The sequence below is a fragment of the Pseudomonas sp. Irchel 3E19 genome (assembly GCF_900187585.1).
In the GTDB taxonomy this organism is placed as follows: domain Bacteria; phylum Pseudomonadota; class Gammaproteobacteria; order Pseudomonadales; family Pseudomonadaceae; genus Aquipseudomonas; species Aquipseudomonas baetica.
The window spans coordinates 1-24,687 of sequence record NZ_FYDT01000045.1; the positions used below are offsets into that span (position 1 = coordinate 1).

The window sequence follows — 24,687 nt, forward strand, 5'->3', positions numbered from 1 at the left end:
TTGGCACCCACCACAGGAAGGGAATCGGGTGGCGTGGGGCGTCAGATCGATCTGGAGGGCATCACCATCAGGCTTGATCGTGACGACAGAAAAGCCCTCCCAAAAAGGAAGGAAAGTATTAATATCGCGCATAAGAACGCCGGTTTGTTAGATGTGTTTGCTCGCACGAACATCATCAATCAAATCGGCGTTCTTGTTTCTGTGTTTCCCGGGATTCCGTGAAGAACCTTTTTTCTTGGCTCCACACAAAACCCTGTGGGAGCGAGCCTGCTCGCGAAAGCGATTTAACAGCCGACCACAGCGGCGACTGACGCGACGCCTTCGCGAGCCTGCTCGCTCCCACAATGGAGCCTGTGTAACCAGGCACTCTTGTTTTGCTTCTCATTATCATCTAATAATAAATCTCATTATCGGACAGGCCCCGAATCATGAGTTCTGCCTTGCACGAGCAGCCGTACCTCGAAAGCTGGCGCTGGATGAGTCGCCAGATCCGTTGCGCGATGGATCCCGACGAACCGCGCCTGATCGAACACTACTTGGCTGAAGGTCGGTATCTGGCCTGCTGTACGGCAACTTCCCCGTGGACGATCGCTGAAACCTCTTTCCGATTGCTGCTCGACACAGCCACCGACATTGCGTTGCCGTGGCACTGGCGCAGCCTCTGTCTCGATCAAGCCTGGCGCCCATTGCGTGAAATGGAGCGCCTGTCGCTGTGCAATTGCCGGCTCAAACGCTGGCAGCGTTACACCTGGCAACTGGCGACCTGCGAGTTGCAACCCTCGATTCCTCTTATTGAACTGGTGCAAGGATTTACTGATGACCAAGACTCGTATTGAGCGCGACAGCATGGGCGAACTGCAGGTGCCGGTGGACGCTCTCTACGGCGCGCAAACCCAGCGCGCAGTGGATAACTTTCCGATCAGCGGCAAGCCGATGCCGACGCAGTTCATCCGCGCGCTGATTCTCGCCAAGGCCGCTGCCGCCCGGGCCAACGTTGAACTCAACCAGATCAGCGCTGCCCAGGGCAAAGCCATCAGCGATGCCGCCCAAGGCTTGCTCGAAGGCGATTTCATGCGGCATTTCCCGGTGGATATCTTCCAGACCGGTTCCGGCACCAGCTCCAACATGAACGCCAACGAAGTGATCGCCACGTTGGCCAGCCGTCTTCTCGATGAGCCAGTCAATCCGAATGATCACGTCAATTGCGGCCAGAGCAGCAACGACATCATCCCGACCACCATCCACGTCAGTGCTGCGCTGGCCCTGCACGAACAATTGCTGCCGGCGCTGCTGCATCTGGTGCAGGTCATCGAGCACAAAGCCGAGCAAGTGCATCACCACGTCAAAACCGGTCGTACGCATTTGATGGATGCGATGCCGGTGCGTATGAGCCAGGTGCTCAACGGCTGGGCGCAGCAACTGAAGGCCAACATCGGTCATTTGCAAGACTTGCTGCCCAGCCTGCAATCCCTCGCGCAGGGCGGGACGGCGGTCGGTACCGGGATCAACGCGCATCCGGAATTCGCTGCGCGTTTCAGCCGTCAACTCAGCCAGTTGACCCATGTGCAGTTCACCCAAGGCAAAGACCTGTTCGCGCTGATCGGCTCGCAGGACACGGCCGTTGCGGTCTCCGGGCAGCTCAAGGCCATCGCTGTGTCGCTGATGAAAATCGCCAACGACCTGCGCTGGATGAACTCCGGTCCCTTGGCCGGTCTCGGCGAAATCGAGCTTGAGGCGCTGCAGCCGGGGTCGTCGATCATGCCGGGCAAGGTCAACCCGGTGATCCCGGAAGCGACCGCCATGGTCGCCGCCCAAGTGATCGGCAACGACTCGGTGATCACCATCGCCGGCCAGTCGGGCAATTTCGAATTGAACGTGATGTTGCCGATCATCGCGCAGAACCTGTTGAGCAGCATCGAACTGCTGGCCAACTCTAGCCGCCTGCTCGGCGACAAGGCCATCGCCAGCTTCAAGGTCAATGAGTCGCGGCTCAAGGAAGCGCTGTCGCGCAACCCGATTCTGGTCACCGCGCTCAACCCGATCATCGGTTACCAGAAAGCCGCCGAAATCGCCAAGCAGGCCTACAAGCAGGGCCGCCCTGTCATCGACGTCGCGCTGGAACACACCGACCTGTCGCGCAGCGAGCTGGAAGAGTTGCTCAACCCCGAGAAACTCACCGCTGGCGGCGTGTAATCTCCGCAACCGCTTTGGAGGCTCACCATGGAGCACTGGAAACGCACGATCGAACGGGCCAATCGCTGCTTCATGCTGGGCGAGCTGATCGACGCTCGTGAGGCTTACCTGCAAGCCCTGGCCCTGGCGCAAGTGTTGTTCGAACGCTGGGCGGATGCCGACGAAGCGGTGGCGGCCTGCGTCATCTCCCATCACAACCTGGCGGATCTGCACCTGCGCCTGAATCAGCCGGAGGAGAGCGCCGAATATCTCTGCGCCATCCACCAGCGGTTGTTGCAGACCATGCAGGACGAGCGTTTGCGCCTGGCGCTGCGCGAGGCGGCCTTGCGCCAAAGCAGCAAGACTTACGTCGAGTTATTGAATTTCATCGGCGAGCACGGCGAATACCCACGCACCCAGCGCCTGCTGCATCCGGATACCGGCAATGCACGTCGTGCGCCTGCCCCACATCACCATGGAGTCCATTGAAATGGCTTTTACCTTGCCTGCCTTGCCTTACGCCTACGATGCCCTGGAACCGCACATCGATGCGCAAACCATGGAAATCCACTACACCAAGCATCATCAGACCTATATCAACAATCTCAATGCAGCGGTAGAAGGCACTGAATACGCAGAGTGGCCAGTGGAAAAACTGGTCGCCAGCGTTCAGCAGTTGCCGCAGAAGCTTCGCGCCGCGGTGATCAATCAGGGCGGCGGTCACGCCAATCATTCGCTGTTCTGGGAAGTGATGGTTCCAAGTGGCGGCGGCAAGCCGGACGGTGTGCTGGCCAAGGCAATCGACGAGCAACTGGGTGGTCTCGACAGTTTCAAAGAAGCATTCACCAAAGCTGCGCTGACCCGTTTCGGCAGCGGTTGGGCCTGGCTCAGTGTGACTCCGGACAAGAAGCTGATCGTAGAAAGCAGCGGCAATCAGGACAGCCCATTGATGAACGGCAACACGCCGATCCTCGGTCTCGACGTTTGGGAGCACGCTTATTACTTGCGCTACCAGAACCGTCGCCCGGAATACATCAACGCGTTTTACAACGTGATCAATTGGCCTGAAGTTGCTGCGCGCTATCAGGCTGCACTGGTTTAAGTCTTCTATAAAAACAATCCAAGGCAGACTATGGGCACTGAGACACTGGCGATCGGAAGTGGGCGTATGTTTCGTTACTCAGTGGGGGCGTTGTTGCTGTTGGCGGGCCTGACTTTGCTGGTCGCCCATGGCCTGGAATGGCTGGATCTGGAGCCCAGGCTGTCACGGGCATTGCAGGGGGGGGCGATCTGCGCCCTCGGCACGGCGCTTGGGGCGGTGCCGGTGCTGGTGATCCGGCGCATGCCGCAGGCACTCAGCGACACCTTGCTGGGTTTTGGAGCCGGGGTGATGCTGGCGGCGACGGCGTTTTCGCTGATCGTGCCGGGCATCGCCGCTGCTGAAAGCCTCGGCCTGACACCCTGGGCGGCCAGCGGTCTGATCTGTTTTGGCATCATGCTCGGGGCGTTCGGCCTCTACCTGGTCGATCGCAAGGTCTCTGGCGCCTCACCGGAGATGCTCGTCGGTACCGTCGAACATCCTGTGATTCCGCCGCGGATCTGGTTGTTCGTGTTTGCCATCATTGCTCATAACATCCCGGAAGGCATGGCCGTCGGCGTTTCGGCCGGCGGTGGCATGCCGGACGCTGACAGTCTGGCCATGGGTATCGCATTGCAGGATGTGCCGGAAGGTCTGGTGATCGCACTGGTGCTGGCCGGGGCGGGGATGTCGCGGGTCAAGGCGTTTCTGATCGGCGCGGCGTCAGGTCTGGTCGAGCCGGTGTTTGCGCTGTTGTGCGCGTGGCTGGTCAGTCTGGCGCAGGTGTTGTTGCCGTTAGGTCTGGCACTGGCGGCGGGGGCGATGCTGCTGGTGGTGACCCACGAAGTGATTCCCGAGTCGCGACGCAATGGTCATGACAAACTGGCCAGTCTTGGTCTGTTGATCGGGTTTTGTCTGATGATGGTGATGGATACGGCGTTGGGTTGAAGATCAAAAGATCGCAGCCTGCGGCAGCTCCTACGAGGGGATTGGTGCGACATGGGCTGCGACTTTTTGATTTTGGCTGTCAGCCACCTTCATCGAAGTAGTTGTTGATCAACGCCACCAACGCATCCAATGCTTCCTGCTCCTGATGGCCTTCGGTACTCAAATAGATTTTGGTGCCTTTGCCCGCAGCCAACATCATCATCGCCATGATGCTTTTACCATCGACCGTGGTCTCCGGCGTGCGGCCCACTCTGATCGTGCAATCCGGATATTGCCCCGCTACCCCGACAAACTTCGCCGACGCGCGGGCATGCAAACCCAGTTTATTGATGATTTCGATTTCCAGAGCAGGCATCGCGGTGTGAATCCTTTAAGTGAGGTCGCGGTGGCGAACCTGGACGTTCTTCAGGGTTTTCTGCAGGGCCTGACCCAGGCGTTCGGTCAGGTAGACGGAGCGGTGATGCCCGCCGGTGCAGCCAATGGCAATGGTGACGTAGGCGCGATTGCTGGCGGCGAAACGTGGCAGCCATTTGTGCAGGTAGGTGAAAATGTCCTGAAACATTTCTTCAACTTCCGGCTGTGCCGCCAGGTACTCCGCTACTGGCGCATCGAGACCCGATTGCGCACGCAGTTCCGGCTTCCAGTAAGGGTTAGGCAGGCAGCGCACATCGAATACCAGATCCGCATCGACCGGCATGCCCCGCTTGAAGCCGAACGATTCAACCAGAAACGCCGTTCCGGGCTCAGGCTGATTCAGCAAGCGCAGCTTGATGGTGTCACGCAACTGGTACAGGTTCAGATGGGTGGTGTTGATCTTCAGGTCGGCCAGATCGGCAATGGGGCCGAGCAGGGCGGTTTCATCATGGATCGCTTCGGCCAGCGAGCGATTGGCAGTGCTCAACGGATGGCGTCGGCGGGTTTCCGAGAAGCGCTTGAGCAGCGTTTCCTCATCGGCATCCAGATAAAGCACATCGCACTGGATATGGCGGCTGCGGACTTCTTCCAGCAGCTCGGGGAAGCGCGAGAGATGGCTGGGCAGGTTGCGCGCATCGATCGAAACTGCCACCAGCGGCTGGGTCAGTTCGGTATGAATCAGGGCGCGTTCGGCCAGTTCCGGCAGCAGGCCGGCCGGCAGGTTGTCGATGCAGTAGTAGCCGTTGTCTTCAAGGACATTCAGGGCAGTACTTTTGCCCGAGCCGGAACGGCCACTGACGATGATCAAGCGCATGAATTAATGCCCGCTTTGTTCGTCCACGACGACCTGATACAAGGCTTCGTTGCTCGAAGCACTACGCAATTTATCGCGCACGTCCTTGCGATCCAGCATGCTGGCGATCTGTCGCAGCAATTCCAGGTGCGCATCGGTCGCCGCTTCCGGCACCAGCAAGACGAACAACAGATCAACCGGAGCGCCGTCGATAGCGTCGAAGTCGATAGGGGCTTCAAGGTGCATCAAGGCGCTGACAGGCTCAGTGCATCCCTTCAGACGGCAGTGAGGAATGGCGATGCCGTTGCCGAAACCGGTGGAGCCGAGTTTCTCTCGTGCGATCAGGGCCTCGAAGACATCCTGCATTTCCAGCGCCGGCACTTCGCGGGCGATGAGATTGGCAATTTGTTCGAGGGCTTTCTTTTTACTGCCGCCCGGCACGTTCACCAGGGAACGGCCGGGGGTCAGGATATTTTCAAGTCGGATCATGGAGTGGGGGGTTATCGACCGGTGGCGCCCTGGAGCAGGCTTTGGGTCTTTTCCTTATGCTTTTTGAGTTGTTTATCCAGCTTGTCGGTTAATAAGTCGATCGCCGCGTACATATCGGTATGTTCCGCGTTTGCGACGACTTCATTGCCGGGAATATGCAGCGTGGCTTCGATTTTCTGCTTCAGTTTTTCGACACACATCGTGACTTGCACGTTAGTGATCTTGTCGAAATGGCGCTCCAATCGTTCGAGTTTTTCGCCGATATAAGCGCGCAGAGGTTCGGTCACTTCCAGTTGGTGTCCACTGATGTTGACTTGCATACAGCTTCTCCTTCGTTGCCAGTGCATAAAGCGGCAGGCCGGATAGCCTGCCACTGGAACGCTGTAACGTGGCTTACATCAACCGCTTGCGTTCGCTCGAAGGCGCGATCCCGAGGGATTCGCGGTACTTGGCGACGGTGCGGCGAGCCACCTGAATGCCTTGTGCCTCCAGTAAACCAGCGATCTTGCTGTCACTCAACGGCTTTTTCTGATTTTCCGCGGCAACCAGTTTTTTGATGATCGCGCGGATCGCCGTGGACGAGCATTCGCCGCCTTCGGAGGTGCTGACGTGGCTGGAGAAAAAGTATTTCAATTCATAGATACCGCGCGGGGTATGCATGAATTTCTGCGTGGTCACCCGTGAAATCGTCGATTCGTGCATGCCAACGGCTTCGGCGATGTCATGCAGAACCAGAGGCTTCATCGCTTCGTCGCCGTACTCCAGGAAGCCGCGCTGATGCTCGACGATCTGCGTGGCCACTTTCATCAGGGTTTCGTTGCGGCTTTGCAGGCTCTTGATGAACCAGCGTGCTTCCTGCAACTGATTGCGCATGAAAGTGTTATCGGCGCTGGTATCGGCACGGCGCACGAAACCTGCGTACTGTGCGTTGACCCGCAGGCGTGGCACCGACTCCTGATTGAGCTCGACCAGCCAGCGTTCGTTGTCCTTGCGCACGATCACGTCAGGTACGACGTATTCAGCTTCAGTGGACTCGATTTGCGAGCCTGGACGCGGGTTGAGGCTCTGCACCAGTTCGATGACCTGCCGCAACTCGTCTTCCTTGAGCTTCATGCGGCGCATCAATTGGCTGTAATCGCGGCTGCCGAGCAGGTCGATGTAATCGCTGACCAGGCGTTTGGCTTCAGCCAGCCACGGGGTCTTGGCCGATAGCTGACGCAATTGCAGCAGCAGGCATTCGCTGAGGTTGCGGGCGCCGATGCCGGCCGGTTCGAATTGCTGGATGCGGTGCAGGACGGCTTCGATTTCGTCCAGTTCGATGTCCAGTTCCGGGTCGAACGCCTCAAGGATCTCGTCGAGTGTTTCGTCCAGGTAACCCTGATTGTTGATGCAATCGATCAGGGTCACGGCGATCAGGCGATCGGTGTCGGACATCGGCGCGAGGTTCAATTGCCACAGCAGGTGACTTTGCAGGCTTTCGCCGGCGGAAGTGCGGGTGGTGAAGTCCCACTCGTCGTCATCGCTGCTGGGCAGGCTGCTGGCGCTGGTCTGGTAGACGTCTTCCCAGGCAGTGTCGACCGGAAGCTCATTGGGGATGCGCTCGTTCCACTCGCCGTCCTCAAGGTTATCCACCGTCGGGGCGGCTTCCTGATAGGACGGTTCCTGAATCTCGGTGTTGGGCTTCTGTTCGGCGTTATCGGCCAGTGGATCGGAGTTGTCGAAGTCGTCGCCTTCTTCTTGGCGTTCGAGCATCGGATTGGATTCCAGAGCCTCCTGGATCTCCTGTTGCAGATCCAGGGTCGACAATTGGAGCAGGCGGATGGCCTGTTGCAGCTGCGGTGTCATCGTCAGCTGCTGGCCCATTCTCAAGACTAGCGATGGTTTCATGGCAGGGGCTTAACACCTTATTCGCCGGCGCGCATGCGCCATCCACTACAGGGCGCCGAAGCGCCAAACTTAAGCAAATTATATGCCTGAAACTGAAGTGTTTGCCTAGAGCGCTGTAACAATTAAAGCGTATTAAATTCTGCTTGAATCGATACAGCGCCCGGGCGGCTCTCCCGGCACCAATATGCTTACAGGCGGAATTCGTGGCCCAGATACACTTCCTTCACCAGGTCGTTGGCGAGGATGGTTGCGGAGTCACCTTCGGCGATCAGTTGACCGTCGTTGACGATGTAAGCGGTTTCGCAGATGTCCAGCGTCTCACGCACGTTGTGATCGGTGATCAGCACGCCGATGCCTTTGGCTTTGAGGTGGTGGATGATCTGCTTGATGTCGCCGACCGAAATCGGGTCGACACCGGCGAACGGTTCGTCGAGCAGAATGAATTTCGGTGCGGTGGCCAGGGCGCGGGCAATTTCCACCCGGCGGCGCTCGCCACCGGACAGGCTCATGCCGAGGTTGTCGCGGATGTGGCTGATGTGGAATTCCTGCAGCAGGCTTTCCAGCTCTTTGCGACGACCGGCCTTGTCGAGTTCCTGACGGGTCTCGAGGATGGCCATGATGTTGTCGGCCACCGACAGTTTGCGGAAGATCGACGCTTCTTGCGGCAGATAGCCGATACCGGCCTTGGCGCGGCCGTGCATCGGCTGATGGCTGACGTCCAGATCATCGATCAGCACGCGGCCCTGATCGGCCTGCACCAGGCCGACGATCATGTAGAAGCAGGTGGTCTTGCCGGCGCCGTTAGGGCCGAGCAGGCCGACGATCTGACCGCTGTCGATCGACAGGCTGACGTCACGCACGACCTGACGGCTTTTATAGGCCTTGGCCAGGTGCTGAGCTTTCAGAGTTGCCATTACTGGGTTTTCTCGTCGGTTTTCTTCTTCGGCTGGATCACCATGTCGATGCGCGGACGCGCTTCGGTGACCTTGCTGCCGGTAGCGCGACCGGCGCTGGCCAGTTTCTTCACGGTGTCGTAGACGATTTTCTCGCCCTGGGTGGTGTTGTTGTCCTTGTCGACAACCTTGGCCTTGTCGATCAGCACGACGCGGTTTTGCGCAGCGTGGTACTGGATCGTCACGCCCCAGCCCTGAACGGGTTTGCTGTCGCCAGCGGTTTGCAGTTGCTCGAAGTAGGCGAGGTTGCCCACCGATGTCACGACGTCGATGTCACCGGCCGGGGTGCGGGTGATCGTCACCGTGTTGCCTTTAACGATCATCGAGCCCTGGGTGATGATCACATCGCCCTTATAGGTGGCGATGCCATTCTTGTCGTCCAGTTGGGCGTCGTCGGCCTGAATGCGGATAGGTTGCTGCTGATCGTTCGGCAGAGCCCAGGCGCTCACGCTTCCCAGTGCTGCGCCCAGACTGAGCAAAATAGGGAGGGTTTTAACGAGCCTCATACTGTCCTCTTACGTTCGATTGCAGGTGTATCCTGCTTTCCTTCAGATACGCTTTCATTCCTACGCCAGTCGATACACCGCCAGCGCCGTCGATTCTAACGGGTTGCGAGGTCTGCGCATATTCCTGCTGCGGGAACACCGTCATGCGAGTGGACGTGATCAGGGTGGCACGGTTCTTTTCATCGGTGCGCTTGATGCGTACTGAATCGATCAGCTCGACTTCGGTGCCGCCGGAATTGACCTCACCGCGTTCGCTGGTCACGTGCCACGGGAAATCCGTTCCGCGGTACATGTTCAGGTCAGGTTTGGTCACCAGCGTGATGTCGGTCGCCTTGACGTGCTCGGCCTTGTCGGAGGTCATTTCATACTGCACTTTGCCGTCTGGCAGGTATTGCACGGTATGCGTGTTGGTTGCATACCAGTCGATAGGCGTCTCCACCGAGGTCACTGGCGGCTTGTCGAGAAAGCGTTCCGGGCTGATGTTCCAGTAGCCGACCGCCGCGAATATCGCAGCAATGCAGCCGAAAAACAGGAAATTACGAAATTTTTTGCTAAACATGGTTTGGCTCACAGGTACGCGGCGTTGGCCGCATCGAGGCGGCCCTGGGCGCGCAGAATCAATTCGCAGAATTCGCGTGCAGCACCTTCGCCACCACGGGCCAGGGTGATGCCGTGGGCATGTTCGCGCACGAAGGCAGCAGCGTTGGCGACCGCCATGCCCAGACCGACCCGGCGAATCACCGGCAGGTCAGGCAGGTCGTCACCGAGGTAGGCGACCTGTTCATAGCTTAGGCCGAGTTGTTCAAGCAGGCCGTCCAGAACCACCAATTTGTCCTCGCGGCCCTGAAACAGGTGCGGGATGCCGAGGTTTTTCGCCCTGCGTTCTACCACCGGAGTCTTGCGACCGCTGATGATGGCGGTCTGTACCCCGGCGTTCATCAGCATTTTGATGCCCTGGCCGTCGAGGGTGTTGAAGGTCTTGAATTCGCTGCCGTCTTCGAGGAAGTACAGGCGCCCGTCGGTGAGGACTCCGTCAACGTCAAAAACCGCCAGTTTGATCGCTTTGCCGCGTTGCAGCAGATCGGTGTTCATTTACATGACTCCTGCGCGCAGCAGATCGGAGAGGTTGAAGGCGCCGATCGGGCGATCACCTTCGTCCACGACGACCAGTGCGTTGATTCGATGGTCTTCCATGATTTTCAGGGCTTCGGCCGCGAGCATTTCCGGGCGGGCAGTCTTGCCGTGTGCGGTCATCACCTGATCGATGGTGGCGGTGCGGATATCAATGCTGCGGTCGAGCGTACGGCGCAGATCGCCGTCAGTGAAGATCCCGGCGAGCTTGCCGTCGGCTTCGATGATGGCGGTCATGCCGAGGCCCTTGCGGGTCATTTCCATCAGCGCATCCTTGAGCAGGGTGCCGCGTTGTACCTGTGGCAACTCCTGTCCGGCGTGCATGACGTTTTCCACTTTCAGCAACAGGCGACGGCCAAGGGCACCGCCCGGGTGAGAGAAAGCGAAGTCTTCGGCGGTGAAGCCGCGCGCTTCCAGCAAGGCAACCGCCAGTGCGTCGCCCATCACCAGAGCGGCGGTGGTCGAAGAGGTCGGGGCCAGGTTCAGCGGGCAGGCTTCATGCTCGACGTGAACGTTGAGATTCACCTCAGCGGCCTTGGCCAGCGGCGAGGCGGGGTTGCCGGTGACGCTGATCAACTGGATGCCCAGACGTTTGATCAGTGGCAGCAGGGTGACGATTTCGTTGGTCGAGCCGGAATTGGACAGGGCCAGGATCACGTCGTCGCGAGTGATCATACCCATGTCGCCGTGACTGGCTTCGGCCGGATGAACGAAAAATGCCGGGGTGCCGGTGCTGGCCAGGGTGGCGGCAATCTTGTTGCCGACGTGCCCGGACTTGCCCATGCCGACCACGACCACACGGCCCTTGCTGGCCAGAATCATCTCGCAAGCGCGTACGAAATCGGCGTCGATATGGGGCAACAAGCCTTGTACGGCTTCCACTTCGAGGCGAATGGTGCGTTGTGCCGATTGAATCAGGTCACTGGATTGGCTCATGTCAGAAATCGTATAGCCCGATGAAAAGGCGGCGATTATAGCGGTTAAGTTGAAAAGCCTCACGTAACATCGTCGTGCTTTGTCATTCCTCGTTACCAAAACTCCAAAAAACTGCCTGCACGCCTGTCATATCGCTGAAAGCGGCGGGGTTCAGGCTTGGGCGCTTGGCGTTTGCAGTGATATAGTTCGCCGCCAGTTCGGCCTGCCCGGGATGTACGTGCTTTTTAAATAAAGCCAGGCGTCCGAGTGAGAGGCTGCATCGCAAGGAGTTTAGATGAGTGCCGATAACGCCTACGCGGTCGAGCTGAAGGGAGTCTCCTTCAAGCGCGGTGCGCGCAGCATTTTCAATAACGTCGATATTCGCATCCCGCGCGGCAAGGTCACCGGCATCATGGGGCCTTCCGGGTGTGGCAAGACCACGCTGCTGCGGTTGATGGGCGCACAGTTGCGTCCCGACAGCGGCGAAGTCTGGGTCAACGACCAGAACCTGCCGCAGCTGTCGCGCAGCGATCTGTTCGATGCGCGCAAGCACATGGGTGTGCTGTTCCAGAGCGGCGCGCTGTTCACCGATCTCGATGTCTTCGAGAACGTCGCTTTTCCCCTGCGCGTTCATACCGAGTTGCCGGAAGAAATGATCCGCGACATCGTCCTGCTCAAATTGCAGGCGGTGGGCCTGCGTGGCGCGATCGAGCTGATGCCCGATGAGCTGTCCGGCGGCATGAAGCGTCGCGTGGCCCTGGCCCGGGCAATTGCGCTCGATCCACAGATTCTCATGTACGACGAGCCGTTCGTCGGTCAGGACCCGATCGCCATGGGCGTGCTGGTGCGTTTGATTCGTCTGCTCAACGATGCGCTGGGGATCACCAGCATCGTGGTCTCTCACGATCTGGCCGAAACCGCGAGCATCGCCGACTACATCTATGTAGTGGGTGATGGTCAGGTACTGGGGCAGGGCACGCCGGATGAATTGATGAATTCGGACGAGCCGCGTATCCGTCAGTTCATGACCGGCAATCCCGATGGCCCGGTGCCGTACCATTTTCCAGCGACGGATTACCGCGCAGATCTTCTGGGGAAGCGCTGATGCGCAAAATGTCATTAATAGAACGCGTACGCCGGTTCGGCGAAGCGGCGATCGACGCCATTGCGGTGTTCGGTCGGGCGACGCTGTTCCTGTTTCATGCTTTGGTTGGACGTGGCGGCATCAGCGGTGGATTTGGCCTGCTGGTCAAGCAACTGCATTCGGTCGGCGTCATGTCGCTGGTGATCATTGTGGTCTCCGGTATATTTATCGGCATGGTGCTGGCGCTGCAGGGGTTCAGCATTCTGTCGAGCTACGGTTCGGAGCAGGCGGTAGGGCAGATGGTTGCGCTGACGCTGTTGCGTGAGCTCGGGCCTGTGGTGACGGCGCTGCTGTTCGCCGGACGCGCCGGTTCGGCGCTGACGGCGGAAATCGGCAACATGAAATCCACCGAACAACTTTCCAGCCTGGAAATGATCGGCGTCGACCCGCTCAAGTACATTATTGCCCCGCGTCTGTGGGCCGGTTTCATTTCCCTGCCGGTGCTGGCGATGATTTTCAGCGTGGTGGGCATCTGGGGCGGTTCGTGGGTGGCTGTCGACTGGCTCGGAGTGTATGAAGGCTCCTACTGGGCGAACATGCAAAACAGCGTGAACTTCACCAGTGATGTGCTCAACGGAGTCATCAAAAGTATCGTTTTCGCCTTTGTCGTGACCTGGATCGCCGTATTCCAAGGGTATGACTGTGAGCCCACTTCCGAGGGGATCAGTCGTGCCACCACCAAGACCGTGGTGTTTGCCTCGCTGGCAGTGCTCGGCCTGGACTTTATTCTGACCGCTTTGATGTTTGGAGATTTCTGATGCAAAACCGCACCCTGGAAATCGGTGTCGGCCTGTTCCTGCTGGCAGGGATTCTGGCTTTGCTGCTGCTTGCTCTGCGGGTCAGTGGCCTGTCTCCGACTTCGACCACCGACACTTATAAACTTTACGCCTACTTCGACAATATCGCCGGTTTGACGGTCAGAGCCAAAGTGACCATGGCCGGTGTGACCATCGGCAAGGTCACGGCGATCGATCTGGATCGCGACAGCTTCACCGGTCGTGTGACCCTGCAAGTGGATAAAAAGGTCGACAATCTGCCGACTGACTCCACAGCGTCTATCCTGACGGCCGGTTTGCTGGGCGAGAAGTACATCGGTATCAGCGTGGGCGGCGAAGATGCCCGCCTCAAGGATGGCGGAACCATTCACGACACGCAGTCGTCACTGGTACTGGAAGACCTGATTGGTAAATTCCTGCTCAATACCGTTAGCAAAGACGCCAAATGAGGAGCTTTTGAATGATCTCTACCTTGCGACGTGGCCTGTTGGTGTTGCTCGCGACATTGCCGCTGATGGGTACCGCTGTGGCGGCACAGTCGGCGCACGATCTGATTCAGGACACCACGACCCGGATGCTCGCTGATCTGTCGGCCAATAAAGAGAAGTACAAGCAGGATCCGAACGACTTTTATGCTGCACTGAACACTATCGTTGGCCCGGTGGTGGATGCCGAAGGCATTTCCAAGAGCATCATGACGGTCAAGTACTCGCGCAAGGCAACACCTGCGCAGATGCAGACCTTCCAGGAAAACTTCAAGAAAGGCCTGTTCCAGTTCTACGGCAACGCCTTGCTTGAATACAACAATCAGGGCATCACCGTCGATCCTGCCAAGGATGAGTCGGGCGACCGCACCAGCGTCGGCATGACTGTTCGGGGCAGCAACGGCGCGATCTATCCTGTGCAATACACGCTGGAGAAGATCAACGGCGAGTGGAAACTGCGCAACGTGATCATCAACGGCATCAACATTGGCAAGTTGTTCCGTGATCAGTTCGCCGACGCGATGCAGCGTAACGGCAATGATCTGGACAAGACCATCAATAACTGGGCAGGTGAAGTGGCCAAGGCCAAGGAAACCACCGAGCAAGCTGCCGAGAAGCCAGCGCAATGAATGAGGCGGCAGTTCGTATGAGTGATGTCGACGAGCTATTGCTCAGCGGAGTGCTGGACTACCGCACAGGTCCCGACCTGCGCAAGGAAGGTCAGGCGCTGATCAAGTCCAGCAAGGCTTCCTCGCTGGTCATCGATTGCTCGGCCGTGAAGAAGTCCAGCAGCGTCGGCTTGTCGCTGCTGCTGTGCTTCATGCGGGATGCGCAAGCGGCCGGCAAGGCCGTCAGCATCCGCGCGATGCCCGAAGACATGCGCGAAATCGCTCAGGTCAGTGAACTGACTGAACTGTTGGCGCAATCCTGAACCCGCATCAATAAAGAAGCCCCCCGTCAGAGTCCTGCCATGCGGGGTTCGCAGGCGCGGGGCTTTTTTGTATGATGTCCGACCCGTGCGCACAGGGCGCCGATTGAGGTTGAGCATGCAGGCCGTAGAAGTGAAGAGCTTCCTTGAAGGAAAGCTGCCCGGAACGTTGGTAGAAGTTGAGGGCGAAGGCTGCAATTTCCAGCTGAACGTGATTAGCGATGAACTGGCGGCGTTGAGCCCGGTGAAGCGTCAGCAGCAGATCTATGCCCATTTGAACCCATGGATCACCGATGGCAGCATCCATGCGGTCACTATGAAATTTTTCAGCAGCGCGGCCTGGGCCGAGCGCACCTGAGCCTAAGGGCGTCGAGATTCTTATGGATAAATTGATTATTACCGGCGGCGTTCGTCTTGATGGCGAAATCCGCATCTCCGGGGCAAAGAACTCCGCCCTGCCGATCCTGGCTGCCACACTGCTGTGCGATGGCCCGGTCACTGTCGGCAACCTGCCGCACCTGCACGACATCACCACCATGATCGAGCTGTTCGGTCGCATGGGCATTGAGCCTGTGATCGACGAGAAACTCAGCGTCGAAATTGACCCGCGCACCATCAAGACCCTGATCGCTCCGTACGAACTGGTGAAAACCATGCGTGCGTCGATCCTGGTACTGGGCCCGATGGTTGCCCGTTTCGGTGAAGCCGAAGTCGCACTGCCTGGCGGTTGCGCCATCGGTTCGCGTCCGGTTGACCTGCACATCCGTGGTCTTGAAGCCATGGGCGCGGTGATCGACGTCGAAGGCGGCTACATCAAGGCCAAGGCCCCTGAAGGCGGCCTGCGCGGTGCGCACTTCTTCTTCGATACCGTCAGTGTGACCGGTACCGAAAACATCATGATGGCTGCCGCTCTGGCCAAGGGCCGCAGCGTGCTGCAGAACGCCGCGCGCGAGCCTGAAGTGGTTGACCTGGCGAACTTCCTCAATGCCATGGGCGCCAAGGTTTCCGGTGCTGGCACCGACACCATCACCATTGATGGCGTCGAACGTCTGGGTTCGTGCTTCTACAAGGTCATGCCTGACCGTATCGAAACCGGTACCTACCTGGTGGCTGCTGCCGTTACCGGCGGTCGCGTCAAGGTCAAGGACACCGATCCGACCATTCTCGAAGCCGTTCTGGAGAAACTCCGTGAAGCCGGCGCAGAAATCACCAGCGGTGAAGACTGGATCGAGCTGAACATGCACGGCAAGCGTCCGAAAGCGGTCAACGTGCGCACTGCGCCGTATCCTGCATTCCCGACGGACATGCAGGCGCAGTTCATCTCGCTCAACGCCATCGCCGAAGGCACCGGTGCAGTGATCGAGACGATCTTCGAAAACCGTTTCATGCACGTGTATGAACTGCACCGCATGGGCGCCAAGATCCAGGTTGAAGGCAACACCGCCATCGTTACCGGTACTGAAGTCCTCAAGGGCGCGCCAGTGATGGCGACCGACCTGCGTGCTTCGGCCAGTCTGGTGATCTCGGCGCTGGTGGCCGAAGGCGATACCCTGATCGACCGCATCTACCACATCGACCGTGGTTATGAGTGCATCGAAGAAAAACTGCAGATGCTGGGCGCCAAGATCCGTCGCGTTCCGGGCTGATTGCTGCATCGGGACACAGGGACGTGTCCACTGAATTCGTTTCGAATCGAGGTTTTCATCCGTGAAAACCTCGATGTGTGTCCGGCGCCGATTGCGACCGGACATGAGTACCTTGATAAGGACTGACGTTTCCCATGTTGACCATCGCACTGTCCAAGGGCCGCATCCTTGACGACACCCTGCCGCTTCTCGCTGAAGCGGGCATCGTGCCGACCGAGAATCCGGACAAGAGCCGCAAGCTGATCATTCCCACGACGCAGGACGACGTACGCCTGCTGATCGTGCGCGCTACCGACGTGCCGACCTATGTCGAGCATGGCGCGGCCGACCTCGGCGTGGCCGGTAAAGACGTGTTGATGGAATACACCGGCCAAGGCTTGTATGAGCCACTGGACCTGCAGATCGCCCAGTGCAAACTGATGACCGCCGGCAAGATCGGCGCGCCCGAACCCAAGGGCCGTCTGCGCGTGGCGACCAAGTTCGTCAACGTCGCCAAGCGTTACTACGCCGAGCAGGGCCGTCAGGTCGACATCATCAAGCTTTACGGCTCGATGGAACTGGCACCGCTGATCGGTCTGGCCGACAAGATCATCGACGTGGTCGACACTGGCAACACCTTGCGCGCCAACGGTCTGGAACCACAGGAACTGATCGCCACGATCAGCTCGCGCCTGGTGGTCAACAAGGCTTCGATGAAAATGCAACACGCCCGTATCCAGGCGTTGATCGATACCCTGCGCAACGCAGTGGAATCGCGACACCGCGGCTGATCTACCTGCGCGACCTTGAGTCGCGCCCGTCTATCCGCCTCATAGCCAGAATCTCAGGTGCCCAAGCGGAAACGACTGCTAAGTTAGGGCGCCTGAGTTTTTGCCATTCCTATGAGGCTCTCGCTATGACCGCACCGACTGCAATTCGCCGACTCAACGCTGCTGACCCGGATTTCGCGCATCATCTGGATCATCTGCTGAGCTGGGAAAGTGTGTCTGACGACTCGGTCAATCAGCGCGTGCTGGACATTATCAAGGCTGTGCGCGAGCGCGGTGACGCGGCGCTGGTCGAGTTCACCCAGAAGTTCGACGGCCTTGAAGTTGCCTCGATGGCTGACCTGATCCTGCCGCGCGAGCGTCTGGAACTGGCCCTGACCCGCATCACCGTAGCGCAGCGTGAAGCGCTGGAAAAAGCCGCGGCCCGGGTGCGCAGCTACCACGAAAAACAGAAACAGGATTCCTGGAGCTACACCGAGGCCGACGGCACGGTGCTGGGCCAGAAGGTCACGCCGCTGGATCGCGCGGGCCTGTACGTGCCGGGCGGCAAGGCGTCGTACCCGTCGTCGGTGTTGATGAACGCCATTCCGGCCAAGGTTGCCGGTGTGACCGAAGTGGTCATGGTCGTGCCGACTCCGCGCGGTGAAATCAACGAACTGGTGCTGGCGGCGGCGTGCATTGCCGGCGTCGATCGGGTGTTCACCATCGGCGGCGCGCAAGCGGTAGCGGCTCTGGCCTATGGCACCGAAAGCGTGCCGAAAGTGGACAAAGTCGTAGGGCCGGGCAACATCTATGTGGCCACCGCCAAGCGCCACGTGTTCGGTCAGGTCGGCATCGACATGATCGCCGGTCCTTCGGAAATCCTTGTTGTGTGCGACGGCCAGACCGACCCCGACTGGATCGCCATGGACCTGTTCTCCCAAGCCGAACACGACGAAGACGCCCAGGCGATTCTGGTCAGCCCCGACGCCGAGTTCCTCGACAAGGTCGCCGCGAGCATCGACAAACTGCTGCCGACCATGGATCGCGCAACCATCATCGAAACCTCGATCAATGGCCGCGGCGCGCTGATTCATGTGCGTGACATGGCCCAGGCTATTGAAGTCGCCAACCGCATTGCGCCGGAGCACCTGGAGCTGTCGGTCGCTGACCCGCAAGCCTGGCTGCCACAGATCCGCCACGCCGGCGCGATCTTCATGGGCCGCCACACCTCTGAAGCGCTGGGCGACTACTGCGCAGGCCCGAACCACGTATTGCCGACTTCCGGCACGGCGCGTTTCTCCTCGCCGCTGGGCGTGTACGACTTCCAGAAACGTTCGTCGATCATCTTCTGCTCCGAGGCCGGCGCCTCCGAGCTGGGCAAGACCGCTTCGGTGCTGGCCCGTGGCGAATCGCTGAGTGCCCACGCACGCAGCGCTGAATACCGCATCATTGACGACAAACAGGGGAACTGAACATGAGCAAATTCTGGAGCCCGTTCGTCAAGGATCTGGTGCCTTACGTGCCGGGCGAACAGCCGAAGCTGACCAAACTGGTCAAGCTCAACACCAACGAAAACCCGTACGGCCCATCGCCAAAAGCCTTGGCGGCGATGCAGACCGAGCTCAACGATAACCTGCGCCTGTACCCGGACCCGAACAGCGACCTGCTGAAAAATTCGGTTGCCCAGTACTACGGCGTGCAGAGCAATCAGGTGTTCCTCGGCAACGGTTCGGACGAAGTGCTCGCGCACATTTTCCACGGTTTGTTGCAACACGATCAGCCGATCCTGTTCCCGGACATCAGCTACAGCTTCTATCCGGTGTATTGCGGTTTGTACGGCATCAAGTTCGATGCGGTGCCACTGGATGCGCAGTTTCAGATCAACCCGGCGGACTATGCAAAGCCAAATGGCGGGATCATTTTCCCGAATCCGAACGCACCGACCGGTTGCCTGCTGGCGCTGGATGCGGTTGAGCGGATTCTCATCGCCAGCCCGAATTCGGTAGTGGTTGTGGATGAGGCTTACATCGATTTCGGTGGCGAGACGGCGATCAGTCTGGTGGATCGTTATCCGAACCTGCTGGTGACGCAGACCCTGTCCAAGTCCCGTTCGCTGGCTGGCTTGCGCGTCGGTCTGGCGGTCGGGCATCCGGACTTGATCGAGGCGCTGGAGCGGATCAAGAACAGCTTTAACTCTTATCCGATTGATCGATTGGCGAATGTCGGTGCGGCAGCGGCGTTCGAGGATCGCGAGTACTTCGACAAGACTTGCCGTCTGGTGATCGAGAGCCGTGAGTGGGTGGTTGCGCAGTTGCAGGCCAAGGGCTTTGAAGTGCTGCCGTCGGCGGCGAACTTCATCTTCGCCCGGCATCCGCAACACGATGCGGCAGGGTTGGCGGCCAAATTGCGCGAGCAGGGCGTGATCGTGCGGCACTTCAAGCAGGAACGGATTGCCCAGTTCCTGCGTATTTCGATTGGCACGCCGGAGCAGAATCAGGCGTTGATCGAAGGTCTGGGCGAGCTCTAAACCGCCTTCGCGAGCAAGCCCGCTCCCACCTTTAACCGCGTCTCTTCAGATGGAGCACGGTCATATGTGGGAGCGGGCTTGCTCGCGAATGGAGCGCCACCAATAGCAATGTCCTACTCGTGATGCGGCTCGCCGAGGAAGGTCAGCGAGGTGAACAAGCCGCGACTGTTAACGTCCGGGCTGTCCTTCACCGGCACCTCAACCTGCGCCGCAATCACATTCAGCCCTTCATTACGCACCAACACCTGCGCACGACCGTCCTTGTCGGTCTCGGTGCTCAGGGTATTCGGCGCACTGCGATAGTCACCGATCAACTTCACCCCCGCCGCCGGTTTGCCATCGAGCAACACGCGCACCGGCAATGACTTGCCCGGCCCGACCGTCAGCGGATCAACTTCCGGCAGAATCAGCAGTTTGATCTGATCGAGCTTGGGCAACTTCGCCCCGGGCTGATAAATCGCCAGGCTGTACTTGAAGGTCTCCGTCGCTTCGACCGCGCCCGGGACTTTGCTGCGTCCCTGGTTAATCCACTTCTTGTCAGCGGTTTGCGACCACATGCCGTTGTTCAGCGCCACAGCCATCACCGCCGGTGTTTTCAACGGTTTCAGGCGTGCGTGATCGGCCAGACGCTCGACGCTGACCGGGATCATTTTGCCGCCGGCATCATAGGCCCAGGCGCCGCTTATTTTCTGCGCCTTGAAGGCATTGTCCTCGGCGCCATGGCCGTAGATCACTTCGATGTTACCGCGTCGTTGTTCGGTCCACAGGCCATGGGCCGAGGCCTGAGTGGCGAACAGTGCGGCGATGATCAGCAGGGTTTTGCGGTAGTGCATGTTGACGTCCTTTTACAGGTTGAGTGTCAGGCTGACGGTGAAATTGCGCGGCTCGCCGGGGTTGACCCAGTAATTGCTGTAAGAGCGCTCATAGTATTTTTCGTCGAAGAGGTTGTTCAGGTTTAGGCCAACGGTGACGTTGTCGCTGGCCTTGTAATGGGCCAGCAGATCGACGGTGTGATAGGCCGGCATTTCAAAATCACCGCCGGCCTCACCGGAGCGATCGCCGACATAGGTGAAGGCCGCGCCGACGTCCGAGCCACGTAAATGACCATCCTGAAACTCGTACACACCGAGCAGGCTTCCGTTGCGTTTGGCCACGCCGAGGATACGGCTGCCGGTCGGGATCGCCGCGTCGCCCTTGGTCACTTCAGCGTCGATGTAGGCGAATGCGCCGATCACCCGTACTGCATCGGTTACTTGCCCGGTCACTTGCCAGTCGAAACCGCGACTGCGTGCCTTGCCCATGGCCCGGCTGGTGTCGGTGCCCGGGTCGAGGGCGAGGACGTTTTCCTTGTCGATGTGGAAGAAGGCGAGGGTACTGCTCAGGCGTTCGTCGAACAGTTCGTTCTTGATGCCGATTTCGTAACCGACGCCTTCTTCCGGATCGAAGGATTTGCCGGAGGCATCGAGGCCGTTGTTCGGTTTGAACGAGGTCGAGGCGTTGGCGAACAGGCCGGTGTTCGGCGTCAACTGATAGAGCAGGCCGGCGCGTTGGGTGAGGGCGTCGTGGGTCTGCTGGCTTTTGGCGTTGCGGGTGTGATCGTCGATGCGTTGATCAAAGTGCTCGAAGCGCGCGCCGATCATTCCGCGCAGTTTGTCGCTGAAGACGATTTGATCCTGCAGGTTCAGCGCATGGCTTTCGACGTGTTCGAAAAGGTCGGTACCGGAGCGGGCGCCGTTGGGTTTCGGTTGGCCGTAGATCGGCTTGTAGAGGTCGATCGCGTAAGGGCCGCCAGCGATGGTGGTGACGCGCTCGTTCTTGCGGTAGTTCTCGTACTCGCTGCCGATCAGCAATTCGTGTTGCCACGGGCCGAGGTCGAACAGACCGCGCAATTCCAGTTGGGTGATGCTGTCGTGCCAGCGGGTGTCGCGCTCGCGATAGCGTCGGTTGAGCGTATGGCCATCGGCGTTCAGCGCCCGGCTCTCGGACGCGTCGCCCCAGAGTTTGCCTTCCTTGTAATGGCTGGCCAGACGCAGTTTCCAGGCGTCATTGAGGTGATGTTCGAGGGTGGCCTGAAGCAGATTGTTGTGGTTGTTGATGTTGCCGTCGTTGGGTTCGCCGAGGAAGGTCGAGCGCGAAACGCCGCTCCACTTGTTGTTCGGCGCGACGATGCCACGGTCGAACGTGGAGTTGTGGCGGACGATTTCGCTTTCCACCAGCAGCGATGTGTCGGGATTGAGTTGCCAACTGATCGAGGGCGCGACGAACACGCGCTGGCTGTCGACGTGATCGCGGAAGCTGTGGTTGTCCTCGACGGCGAGGTTGATCCGCGAGAGCACATCACCCTGTTCATCGAGTGGCGTGTTGACGTCCAGCGCGGTGCGATAGCGATCCCAACTGCCGGCGCTGGTTTGCAGGGTGGTAAAGGCTTCAGGTTGCGGTTTCTTGGTGACGATGTTCACCGTACCGCCCGGATCGCCTCGGCCATACAGGCTGGCGGCGGGGCCTTTGAGCACTTCGATGCGCTCGATGTTGGCGGCGTCGGGGGTGGCCGGGTAACCGCGATTGGCGCTGAAGCCGTCCTTGTAGAACTCCGAGGTGGTGAAGCCGCGCACGCTGTATTCGTAGAGGGTCAGACCGCCGAAGTTGTTCTGCTTCGAAACGCCGCCGGCAAAGTCCAGTGCGCGTTCGACGCTGGTACTGCCCAGATCCTTGAGCACGCTGGCGGGCACCACGCTGATGGCCTGGGGAATATCGCGGATCGCGGTGTCGGTTTTGGTGGCGCTGGACGAGCGGGTCGCGCGGTAGCCTTTGACGGGACCGGTGGCGGATTCGTAGTCGGAGGTGACGCTGATCGCTTCAAGTTCGAGCGGCTGCGGTTCTTCGGCGAAGGCCGGTTCACCCAGCAAGGCAAGGGGCAAACCCAGGGTCAGGCTGAACAGCGAGGCCTTTTTTCGAGACGACATGTTATGTTGTTCCAATGATTAAATTGAAACAATATAACATGCCTGTTGAGAATGTCTGTTATTCGCGCCGATGACGCGAATATAAAGTCTTATTTTTCTTTTTCCTGCACCGGTGCGGGTGGTGGGCGCAGTCCGATTTCAGCCGTAAGCTTGATTTCCTTGCCGTTGCGCATTACCTGAATCGTTACTTTATCGGTCGGTTTGATCCGCGCCACCTGGTTCATCGAACGGCGGCCATCACCGGCCGGTTCGCCGTCGATGCTGAGGATCACGTCGCCCAGCTGCAGGCCGGCCTTCTGCGCCGGGCCATCGCGGAAAATCCCCGCCACGACAATCCCCGGCCGCCCGGACAAGCCAAACGACTCGGCCAGCTCCTGAGTCAGTGGCTGCACTTCGATGCCCAGCCAGCCACGAATCACCTGACCGTGCTCAATGATCGACTTCATCACTTCCATCGCCAGTTTCACCGGGATGGCAAAACCGATGCCTTGTGAACCGCCGGACTTGGAGAAGATCGCGGTGTTGATACCGGTGAGGTTGCCGTTGGCGTCGACCAGCGCACCACCAGAGTTGCCGGGGTTGATCGCTGCGTCGGTCTGGATGAAGTCTTCGTAGTTGTTCAAGCCCAGTTGATTGCGCCCGGTGGCGCTGATGATGCCCATGGTCACGGTCTGGCCCACGCCAAACGGGTTACCGATGGCAAGCGCGACGTCGCCGATACGGATGTTGTCGGAACGGCCGACAATGATTGCCGGAAGGGTTTTCAAGTCGATTTTCAGGACGGCGAGGTCGGTTTCCGGGTCGCTGCCGATCACTCGGGCGAGGGTTTCGCGGCCATCCTTGAGCGCCACGACAATCTGATCGGCGCCGCTGGTCACGTGGTTGTTGGTCAGGATGTAGCCTTCCGGGCTCATGATCACACCGGAGCCGAGGCTCGACTCCATGCGCTTCTGTTTCGGCGAGTTGTCGCCGAAGAAGCGGCGGAACTGCGGGTCTTCAAACAGCGGATGAGCCGGTTTGTTGATGACTTTGGTGGTGTAGAGGTTGACCACCGACGGCGCGGCGATCGTCACCGCATCCGCATAGGACACCGGCCCCTGCTGCACGCTGGTGGTTTGCGGAGCCTGTTGCAGGTTGACGTCGAGGCTCGGTAGCCCGACCCACTGCGGGTAACGCTGAATAATCAACAGAGCGATCAGCACACCGGCCAACAGCGGCCAGCCGAAAAAACGTAGCGCCTTGAGCATTAAGCACGTCCTGGAAAAGTTGCAGGCGGGGTCAGACCGCCCATAATGTCGCGCATTATACGAGGCCGCGCGTGCCTCTGAACGGGATATTTAGGAGTCTTTCATGGCCGTCGCCCTCAGCACCCTCGTCGAAGAAGCCGACCGTTACCTTGGCAGTGCGAAAATTGCCGATTATTGCCCCAACGGCTTGCAGGTCGAGGGGCGTCCGCAGGTGATGCGCATCGTCAGCGGCGTGACCGCCAGCCAGGCCTTGCTTGACGCCGCTGTCGAAGCCGAAGCCGATCTGATACTGGTGCACCACGGTTATTTCTGGAAGGGTGAAAACCCGTGCGTCACCGGCATGAAGCAGCGCCGACTCAAGACCCTGCTCAAGCACGACATCAGTTTGCTCGCCTATCACCTGCCCTTGGATCTGCATCCGGACGTTGGCAACAACGTGCAGTTGGCCCGTCAACTGGACATCACCGTCGAAGGCCCTCTGGACCCGGACAACCTGAAAATCGTCGGTCTGGTCGGTTCGCTTAACGAGCCGATGACCCCGCGCGATTTTGCCCGCAAGGTCCAGGAAGTCATGGGTCGTGAGCCGCTATTGGTCGAAGGCAGCGCGATGATTCGCCGGGTCGGTTGGTGCACCGGAGGCGGTCAGGGTTATATCGATCACGGTGTGGCAGCGGGTGTCGATCTGTTTCTCAGCGGTGAGGCCTCCGAGCAGACGTTCCACAGCGCCCGGGAAAACGACATCAGCTTCATTGCCGCCGGCCATCACGCGACCGAGCGCTATGGCGTCCAGGCATTGGGCGATTACCTGGCGAAGCGCTTTGCCCTCGAGCACATCTTCATCGATTGCCCGAATCCGATCTGAGGTTAAACATCTCTCCAATGTGGGAGGGGGCTTGCTCCCGAATGCGGTGTGTCATTCGACGATGATTTCGAATG

General features: G+C 59.2%; 30 protein-coding genes. 17 read left to right on the plus strand and 13 right to left on the minus strand.

Features of this window, described 5'->3' with window-relative positions; all coding sequences use genetic code 11:
- The 6 genes from CKW18_RS30665 to CKW18_RS22745 form a co-directional block, all read left to right on the plus strand.
- The coding region (locus tag CKW18_RS30665) for a hypothetical protein (protein WP_218274346.1) at positions 1-222 on the plus strand (222 nt) is incomplete at its 5' end.
- A 206-nt stretch (positions 223-428) separates the two neighbouring features.
- Positions 429-836: a FagA protein gene (locus tag CKW18_RS22725; RefSeq protein WP_095190848.1), complete on the plus strand. Its 408-nt coding sequence runs from the start codon at positions 429-431 to the stop codon at positions 834-836.
- On the plus strand, positions 817-2,193 hold the full coding sequence (locus CKW18_RS22730; protein ID WP_095190849.1) for an aspartate ammonia-lyase: 1,377 nt from the start codon (positions 817-819) through the stop codon (positions 2,191-2,193). The genes CKW18_RS22725 and CKW18_RS22730 overlap by 20 nt, the downstream gene beginning before the upstream one ends.
- Positions 2,194-2,220: 27 nt before the next feature.
- On the plus strand, positions 2,221-2,661 hold the full coding sequence (locus CKW18_RS22735; protein WP_095190850.1) for a hypothetical protein: 441 nt from the start codon (positions 2,221-2,223) through the stop codon (positions 2,659-2,661).
- A gap of 1 nt (position 2,662) precedes the next feature.
- Complete coding sequence (locus CKW18_RS22740; protein WP_095190851.1) at positions 2,663-3,274, plus strand: superoxide dismutase; 612 nt, start codon at positions 2,663-2,665, stop codon at positions 3,272-3,274.
- Between the two features lie 30 nt (positions 3,275-3,304).
- Positions 3,305-4,198 (plus strand): ZIP family metal transporter, encoded by an 894-nt coding sequence (locus CKW18_RS22745; protein ID WP_095190852.1) that lies wholly within the window; start codon positions 3,305-3,307, stop codon positions 4,196-4,198.
- A gap of 79 nt (positions 4,199-4,277) precedes the next feature.
- Here the strand turns inward: CKW18_RS22745 and CKW18_RS22750 are convergent, their stop codons facing one another.
- The 10 genes from CKW18_RS22750 to CKW18_RS22795 all read right to left on the minus strand — a co-directional run bounded on the left by CKW18_RS22750 (position 4,278) and on the right by CKW18_RS22795 (position 11,307).
- Entirely contained in the window at positions 4,278-4,553 is a 276-nt protein-coding gene (locus tag CKW18_RS22750) for an HPr family phosphocarrier protein (RefSeq protein WP_008085079.1), read from the minus strand.
- Positions 4,554-4,568: 15 nt separating this feature from the next.
- On the minus strand, positions 4,569-5,426 hold the full coding sequence (gene rapZ / locus CKW18_RS22755; protein WP_095190853.1) for an RNase adapter RapZ: 858 nt from the start codon (positions 5,424-5,426) through the stop codon (positions 4,569-4,571).
- 3 nt (positions 5,427-5,429) lie between these two features.
- Positions 5,430-5,894 (minus strand): PTS IIA-like nitrogen regulatory protein PtsN, encoded by a 465-nt coding sequence (gene ptsN, locus CKW18_RS22760; RefSeq protein WP_095190854.1) that lies wholly within the window; start codon positions 5,892-5,894, stop codon positions 5,430-5,432.
- Positions 5,895-5,905: 11 nt separating this feature from the next.
- Positions 5,906-6,214 carry a ribosome hibernation-promoting factor, HPF/YfiA family gene (gene hpf, locus CKW18_RS22765; protein WP_095190855.1) on the minus strand — a complete coding sequence of 103 codons (309 nt, stop codon included), beginning with the start codon at positions 6,212-6,214 and terminating at the stop codon, positions 5,906-5,908.
- A 73-nt stretch (positions 6,215-6,287) separates the two neighbouring features.
- Positions 6,288-7,781, minus strand: coding sequence for an RNA polymerase factor sigma-54 (locus CKW18_RS22770; protein ID WP_095190856.1), 1,494 nt, complete (start codon positions 7,779-7,781; stop codon positions 6,288-6,290).
- Positions 7,782-7,969: 188 nt separating this feature from the next.
- Positions 7,970-8,695, minus strand: coding sequence for an LPS export ABC transporter ATP-binding protein (gene lptB, locus CKW18_RS22775; RefSeq protein WP_007953572.1), 726 nt, complete (start codon positions 8,693-8,695; stop codon positions 7,970-7,972).
- The gene (gene lptA, locus CKW18_RS22780) at positions 8,695-9,240 is read right to left on the minus strand and encodes a lipopolysaccharide transport periplasmic protein LptA (protein ID WP_095190857.1); all 546 of its coding nucleotides are present in this window, start codon (positions 9,238-9,240) and stop codon (positions 8,695-8,697) included. The genes lptB and lptA overlap by 1 nt, the downstream gene beginning before the upstream one ends.
- Complete coding sequence (gene lptC, locus CKW18_RS22785) at positions 9,227-9,799, minus strand: LPS export ABC transporter periplasmic protein LptC (protein ID WP_095190858.1); 573 nt, start codon at positions 9,797-9,799, stop codon at positions 9,227-9,229. The genes lptA and lptC overlap by 14 nt, the downstream gene beginning before the upstream one ends.
- A gap of 8 nt (positions 9,800-9,807) precedes the next feature.
- Positions 9,808-10,332 (minus strand): HAD family hydrolase, encoded by a 525-nt coding sequence (locus CKW18_RS22790; protein ID WP_095190859.1) that lies wholly within the window; start codon positions 10,330-10,332, stop codon positions 9,808-9,810.
- Positions 10,333-11,307: a KpsF/GutQ family sugar-phosphate isomerase gene (locus CKW18_RS22795; protein ID WP_095190860.1), complete on the minus strand. Its 975-nt coding sequence runs from the start codon at positions 11,305-11,307 to the stop codon at positions 10,333-10,335.
- A 274-nt stretch (positions 11,308-11,581) separates the two neighbouring features.
- Here CKW18_RS22795 and CKW18_RS22800 point away from each other — a divergent pair, with 274 nt between their 5' ends.
- From CKW18_RS22800 to hisC, 10 genes are all read left to right on the plus strand, one after another.
- The gene (locus CKW18_RS22800; protein WP_095190861.1) at positions 11,582-12,391 is read left to right on the plus strand and encodes an ATP-binding cassette domain-containing protein; all 810 of its coding nucleotides are present in this window, start codon (positions 11,582-11,584) and stop codon (positions 12,389-12,391) included.
- Positions 12,391-13,188, plus strand: coding sequence for a lipid asymmetry maintenance ABC transporter permease subunit MlaE (gene mlaE / locus CKW18_RS22805; RefSeq protein WP_095190862.1), 798 nt, complete (start codon positions 12,391-12,393; stop codon positions 13,186-13,188). The genes CKW18_RS22800 and mlaE overlap by 1 nt, the downstream gene beginning before the upstream one ends.
- Positions 13,188-13,655, plus strand: coding sequence for an outer membrane lipid asymmetry maintenance protein MlaD (gene mlaD / locus CKW18_RS22810; protein ID WP_095190863.1), 468 nt, complete (start codon positions 13,188-13,190; stop codon positions 13,653-13,655). The genes mlaE and mlaD overlap by 1 nt, the downstream gene beginning before the upstream one ends.
- 11 nt (positions 13,656-13,666) lie before the next feature.
- Complete coding sequence (locus CKW18_RS22815; protein ID WP_095190864.1) at positions 13,667-14,320, plus strand: phospholipid-binding protein MlaC; 654 nt, start codon at positions 13,667-13,669, stop codon at positions 14,318-14,320.
- Entirely contained in the window at positions 14,317-14,622 is a 306-nt protein-coding gene (locus CKW18_RS22820; protein WP_095190865.1) for a lipid asymmetry maintenance protein MlaB, read from the plus strand. Before CKW18_RS22815 ends, CKW18_RS22820 begins: the two co-directional genes overlap by 4 nt.
- A 115-nt stretch (positions 14,623-14,737) precedes the next feature.
- Positions 14,738-14,977, plus strand: coding sequence for a BolA family protein (locus CKW18_RS22825; RefSeq protein ID WP_007912386.1), 240 nt, complete (start codon positions 14,738-14,740; stop codon positions 14,975-14,977).
- 22 nt (positions 14,978-14,999) lie between these two features.
- Positions 15,000-16,265 carry a UDP-N-acetylglucosamine 1-carboxyvinyltransferase gene (murA, locus tag CKW18_RS22830; protein ID WP_095190866.1) on the plus strand — a complete coding sequence of 422 codons (1,266 nt, stop codon included), beginning with the start codon at positions 15,000-15,002 and terminating at the stop codon, positions 16,263-16,265.
- A 134-nt stretch (positions 16,266-16,399) separates the two neighbouring features.
- Positions 16,400-17,035 (plus strand): ATP phosphoribosyltransferase, encoded by a 636-nt coding sequence (gene hisG / locus CKW18_RS22835; RefSeq protein WP_007912384.1) that lies wholly within the window; start codon positions 16,400-16,402, stop codon positions 17,033-17,035.
- 125 nt (positions 17,036-17,160) lie between these two features.
- Positions 17,161-18,486: a histidinol dehydrogenase gene (hisD, locus tag CKW18_RS22840; RefSeq protein ID WP_095190867.1), complete on the plus strand. Its 1,326-nt coding sequence runs from the start codon at positions 17,161-17,163 to the stop codon at positions 18,484-18,486.
- Positions 18,487-18,488: 2 nt separating this feature from the next.
- Positions 18,489-19,541, plus strand: coding sequence for a histidinol-phosphate transaminase (gene hisC, locus CKW18_RS22845; protein ID WP_095190868.1), 1,053 nt, complete (start codon positions 18,489-18,491; stop codon positions 19,539-19,541).
- Positions 19,542-19,654: 113 nt separating this feature from the next.
- Here the strand turns inward: hisC and CKW18_RS22850 are convergent, their stop codons facing one another.
- From CKW18_RS22850 to algW, 3 genes are all read right to left on the minus strand, one after another.
- Entirely contained in the window at positions 19,655-20,374 is a 720-nt protein-coding gene (locus CKW18_RS22850; RefSeq protein WP_095190869.1) for a DUF4198 domain-containing protein, read from the minus strand.
- A gap of 12 nt (positions 20,375-20,386) precedes the next feature.
- Positions 20,387-22,504, minus strand: coding sequence for a TonB-dependent siderophore receptor (locus CKW18_RS22855; RefSeq protein ID WP_095190870.1), 2,118 nt, complete (start codon positions 22,502-22,504; stop codon positions 20,387-20,389).
- A gap of 89 nt (positions 22,505-22,593) precedes the next feature.
- On the minus strand, positions 22,594-23,751 hold the full coding sequence (gene algW, locus CKW18_RS22860; protein WP_095190871.1) for a Do family serine endopeptidase AlgW: 1,158 nt from the start codon (positions 23,749-23,751) through the stop codon (positions 22,594-22,596).
- 103 nt (positions 23,752-23,854) lie between these two features.
- Here algW and CKW18_RS22865 point away from each other — a divergent pair, with 103 nt between their 5' ends.
- Positions 23,855-24,613: a Nif3-like dinuclear metal center hexameric protein gene (locus tag CKW18_RS22865; protein ID WP_095190872.1), complete on the plus strand. Its 759-nt coding sequence runs from the start codon at positions 23,855-23,857 to the stop codon at positions 24,611-24,613.
- The last annotated feature ends 74 nt before the right edge of the window (positions 24,614-24,687 follow it).

What these genes read in the sequence shown, in the direction of transcription:
- CKW18_RS22725 (WP_095190848.1), top strand. Translation starts at nt 429, where the DNA reads ATGAGTTCTGCCTTGCACGAGCAGCCGTACCTCGAAAGCTGGCGCTGG.
- CKW18_RS22730 (WP_095190849.1), top strand. Translation starts at nt 817, where the DNA reads ATGACCAAGACTCGTATTGAGCGCGACAGCATGGGCGAACTGCAGGTG.
- CKW18_RS22735 (WP_095190850.1), top strand. Translation starts at nt 2,221, where the DNA reads ATGGAGCACTGGAAACGCACGATCGAACGGGCCAATCGCTGCTTCATG.
- CKW18_RS22740 (WP_095190851.1), top strand. Translation starts at nt 2,663, where the DNA reads ATGGCTTTTACCTTGCCTGCCTTGCCTTACGCCTACGATGCCCTGGAA.
- CKW18_RS22745 (WP_095190852.1), top strand. Translation starts at nt 3,305, where the DNA reads ATGGGCACTGAGACACTGGCGATCGGAAGTGGGCGTATGTTTCGTTAC.
- CKW18_RS22750 (WP_008085079.1), bottom strand. Translation starts at nt 4,553, where the DNA reads ATGCCTGCTCTGGAAATCGAAATCATCAATAAACTGGGTTTGCATGCC.
- rapZ (WP_095190853.1), bottom strand. Translation starts at nt 5,426, where the DNA reads ATGCGCTTGATCATCGTCAGTGGCCGTTCCGGCTCGGGCAAAAGTACT.
- ptsN (WP_095190854.1), bottom strand. Translation starts at nt 5,894, where the DNA reads ATGATCCGACTTGAAAATATCCTGACCCCCGGCCGTTCCCTGGTGAAC.
- hpf (WP_095190855.1), bottom strand. Translation starts at nt 6,214, where the DNA reads ATGCAAGTCAACATCAGTGGACACCAACTGGAAGTGACCGAACCTCTG.
- CKW18_RS22770 (WP_095190856.1), bottom strand. Translation starts at nt 7,781, where the DNA reads ATGAAACCATCGCTAGTCTTGAGAATGGGCCAGCAGCTGACGATGACA.
- lptB (WP_007953572.1), bottom strand. Translation starts at nt 8,695, where the DNA reads ATGGCAACTCTGAAAGCTCAGCACCTGGCCAAGGCCTATAAAAGCCGT.
- lptA (WP_095190857.1), bottom strand. Translation starts at nt 9,240, where the DNA reads ATGAGGCTCGTTAAAACCCTCCCTATTTTGCTCAGTCTGGGCGCAGCA.
- lptC (WP_095190858.1), bottom strand. Translation starts at nt 9,799, where the DNA reads ATGTTTAGCAAAAAATTTCGTAATTTCCTGTTTTTCGGCTGCATTGCT.
- CKW18_RS22790 (WP_095190859.1), bottom strand. Translation starts at nt 10,332, where the DNA reads ATGAACACCGATCTGCTGCAACGCGGCAAAGCGATCAAACTGGCGGTT.
- CKW18_RS22795 (WP_095190860.1), bottom strand. Translation starts at nt 11,307, where the DNA reads ATGAGCCAATCCAGTGACCTGATTCAATCGGCACAACGCACCATTCGC.
- CKW18_RS22800 (WP_095190861.1), top strand. Translation starts at nt 11,582, where the DNA reads ATGAGTGCCGATAACGCCTACGCGGTCGAGCTGAAGGGAGTCTCCTTC.
- mlaE (WP_095190862.1), top strand. Translation starts at nt 12,391, where the DNA reads ATGCGCAAAATGTCATTAATAGAACGCGTACGCCGGTTCGGCGAAGCG.
- mlaD (WP_095190863.1), top strand. Translation starts at nt 13,188, where the DNA reads ATGCAAAACCGCACCCTGGAAATCGGTGTCGGCCTGTTCCTGCTGGCA.
- CKW18_RS22815 (WP_095190864.1), top strand. Translation starts at nt 13,667, where the DNA reads ATGATCTCTACCTTGCGACGTGGCCTGTTGGTGTTGCTCGCGACATTG.
- CKW18_RS22820 (WP_095190865.1), top strand. Translation starts at nt 14,317, where the DNA reads ATGAATGAGGCGGCAGTTCGTATGAGTGATGTCGACGAGCTATTGCTC.
- CKW18_RS22825 (WP_007912386.1), top strand. Translation starts at nt 14,738, where the DNA reads ATGCAGGCCGTAGAAGTGAAGAGCTTCCTTGAAGGAAAGCTGCCCGGA.
- murA (WP_095190866.1), top strand. Translation starts at nt 15,000, where the DNA reads ATGGATAAATTGATTATTACCGGCGGCGTTCGTCTTGATGGCGAAATC.
- hisG (WP_007912384.1), top strand. Translation starts at nt 16,400, where the DNA reads ATGTTGACCATCGCACTGTCCAAGGGCCGCATCCTTGACGACACCCTG.
- hisD (WP_095190867.1), top strand. Translation starts at nt 17,161, where the DNA reads ATGACCGCACCGACTGCAATTCGCCGACTCAACGCTGCTGACCCGGAT.
- hisC (WP_095190868.1), top strand. Translation starts at nt 18,489, where the DNA reads ATGAGCAAATTCTGGAGCCCGTTCGTCAAGGATCTGGTGCCTTACGTG.
- CKW18_RS22850 (WP_095190869.1), bottom strand. Translation starts at nt 20,374, where the DNA reads ATGCACTACCGCAAAACCCTGCTGATCATCGCCGCACTGTTCGCCACT.
- CKW18_RS22855 (WP_095190870.1), bottom strand. Translation starts at nt 22,504, where the DNA reads ATGTCGTCTCGAAAAAAGGCCTCGCTGTTCAGCCTGACCCTGGGTTTG.
- algW (WP_095190871.1), bottom strand. Translation starts at nt 23,751, where the DNA reads ATGCTCAAGGCGCTACGTTTTTTCGGCTGGCCGCTGTTGGCCGGTGTG.
- CKW18_RS22865 (WP_095190872.1), top strand. Translation starts at nt 23,855, where the DNA reads ATGGCCGTCGCCCTCAGCACCCTCGTCGAAGAAGCCGACCGTTACCTT.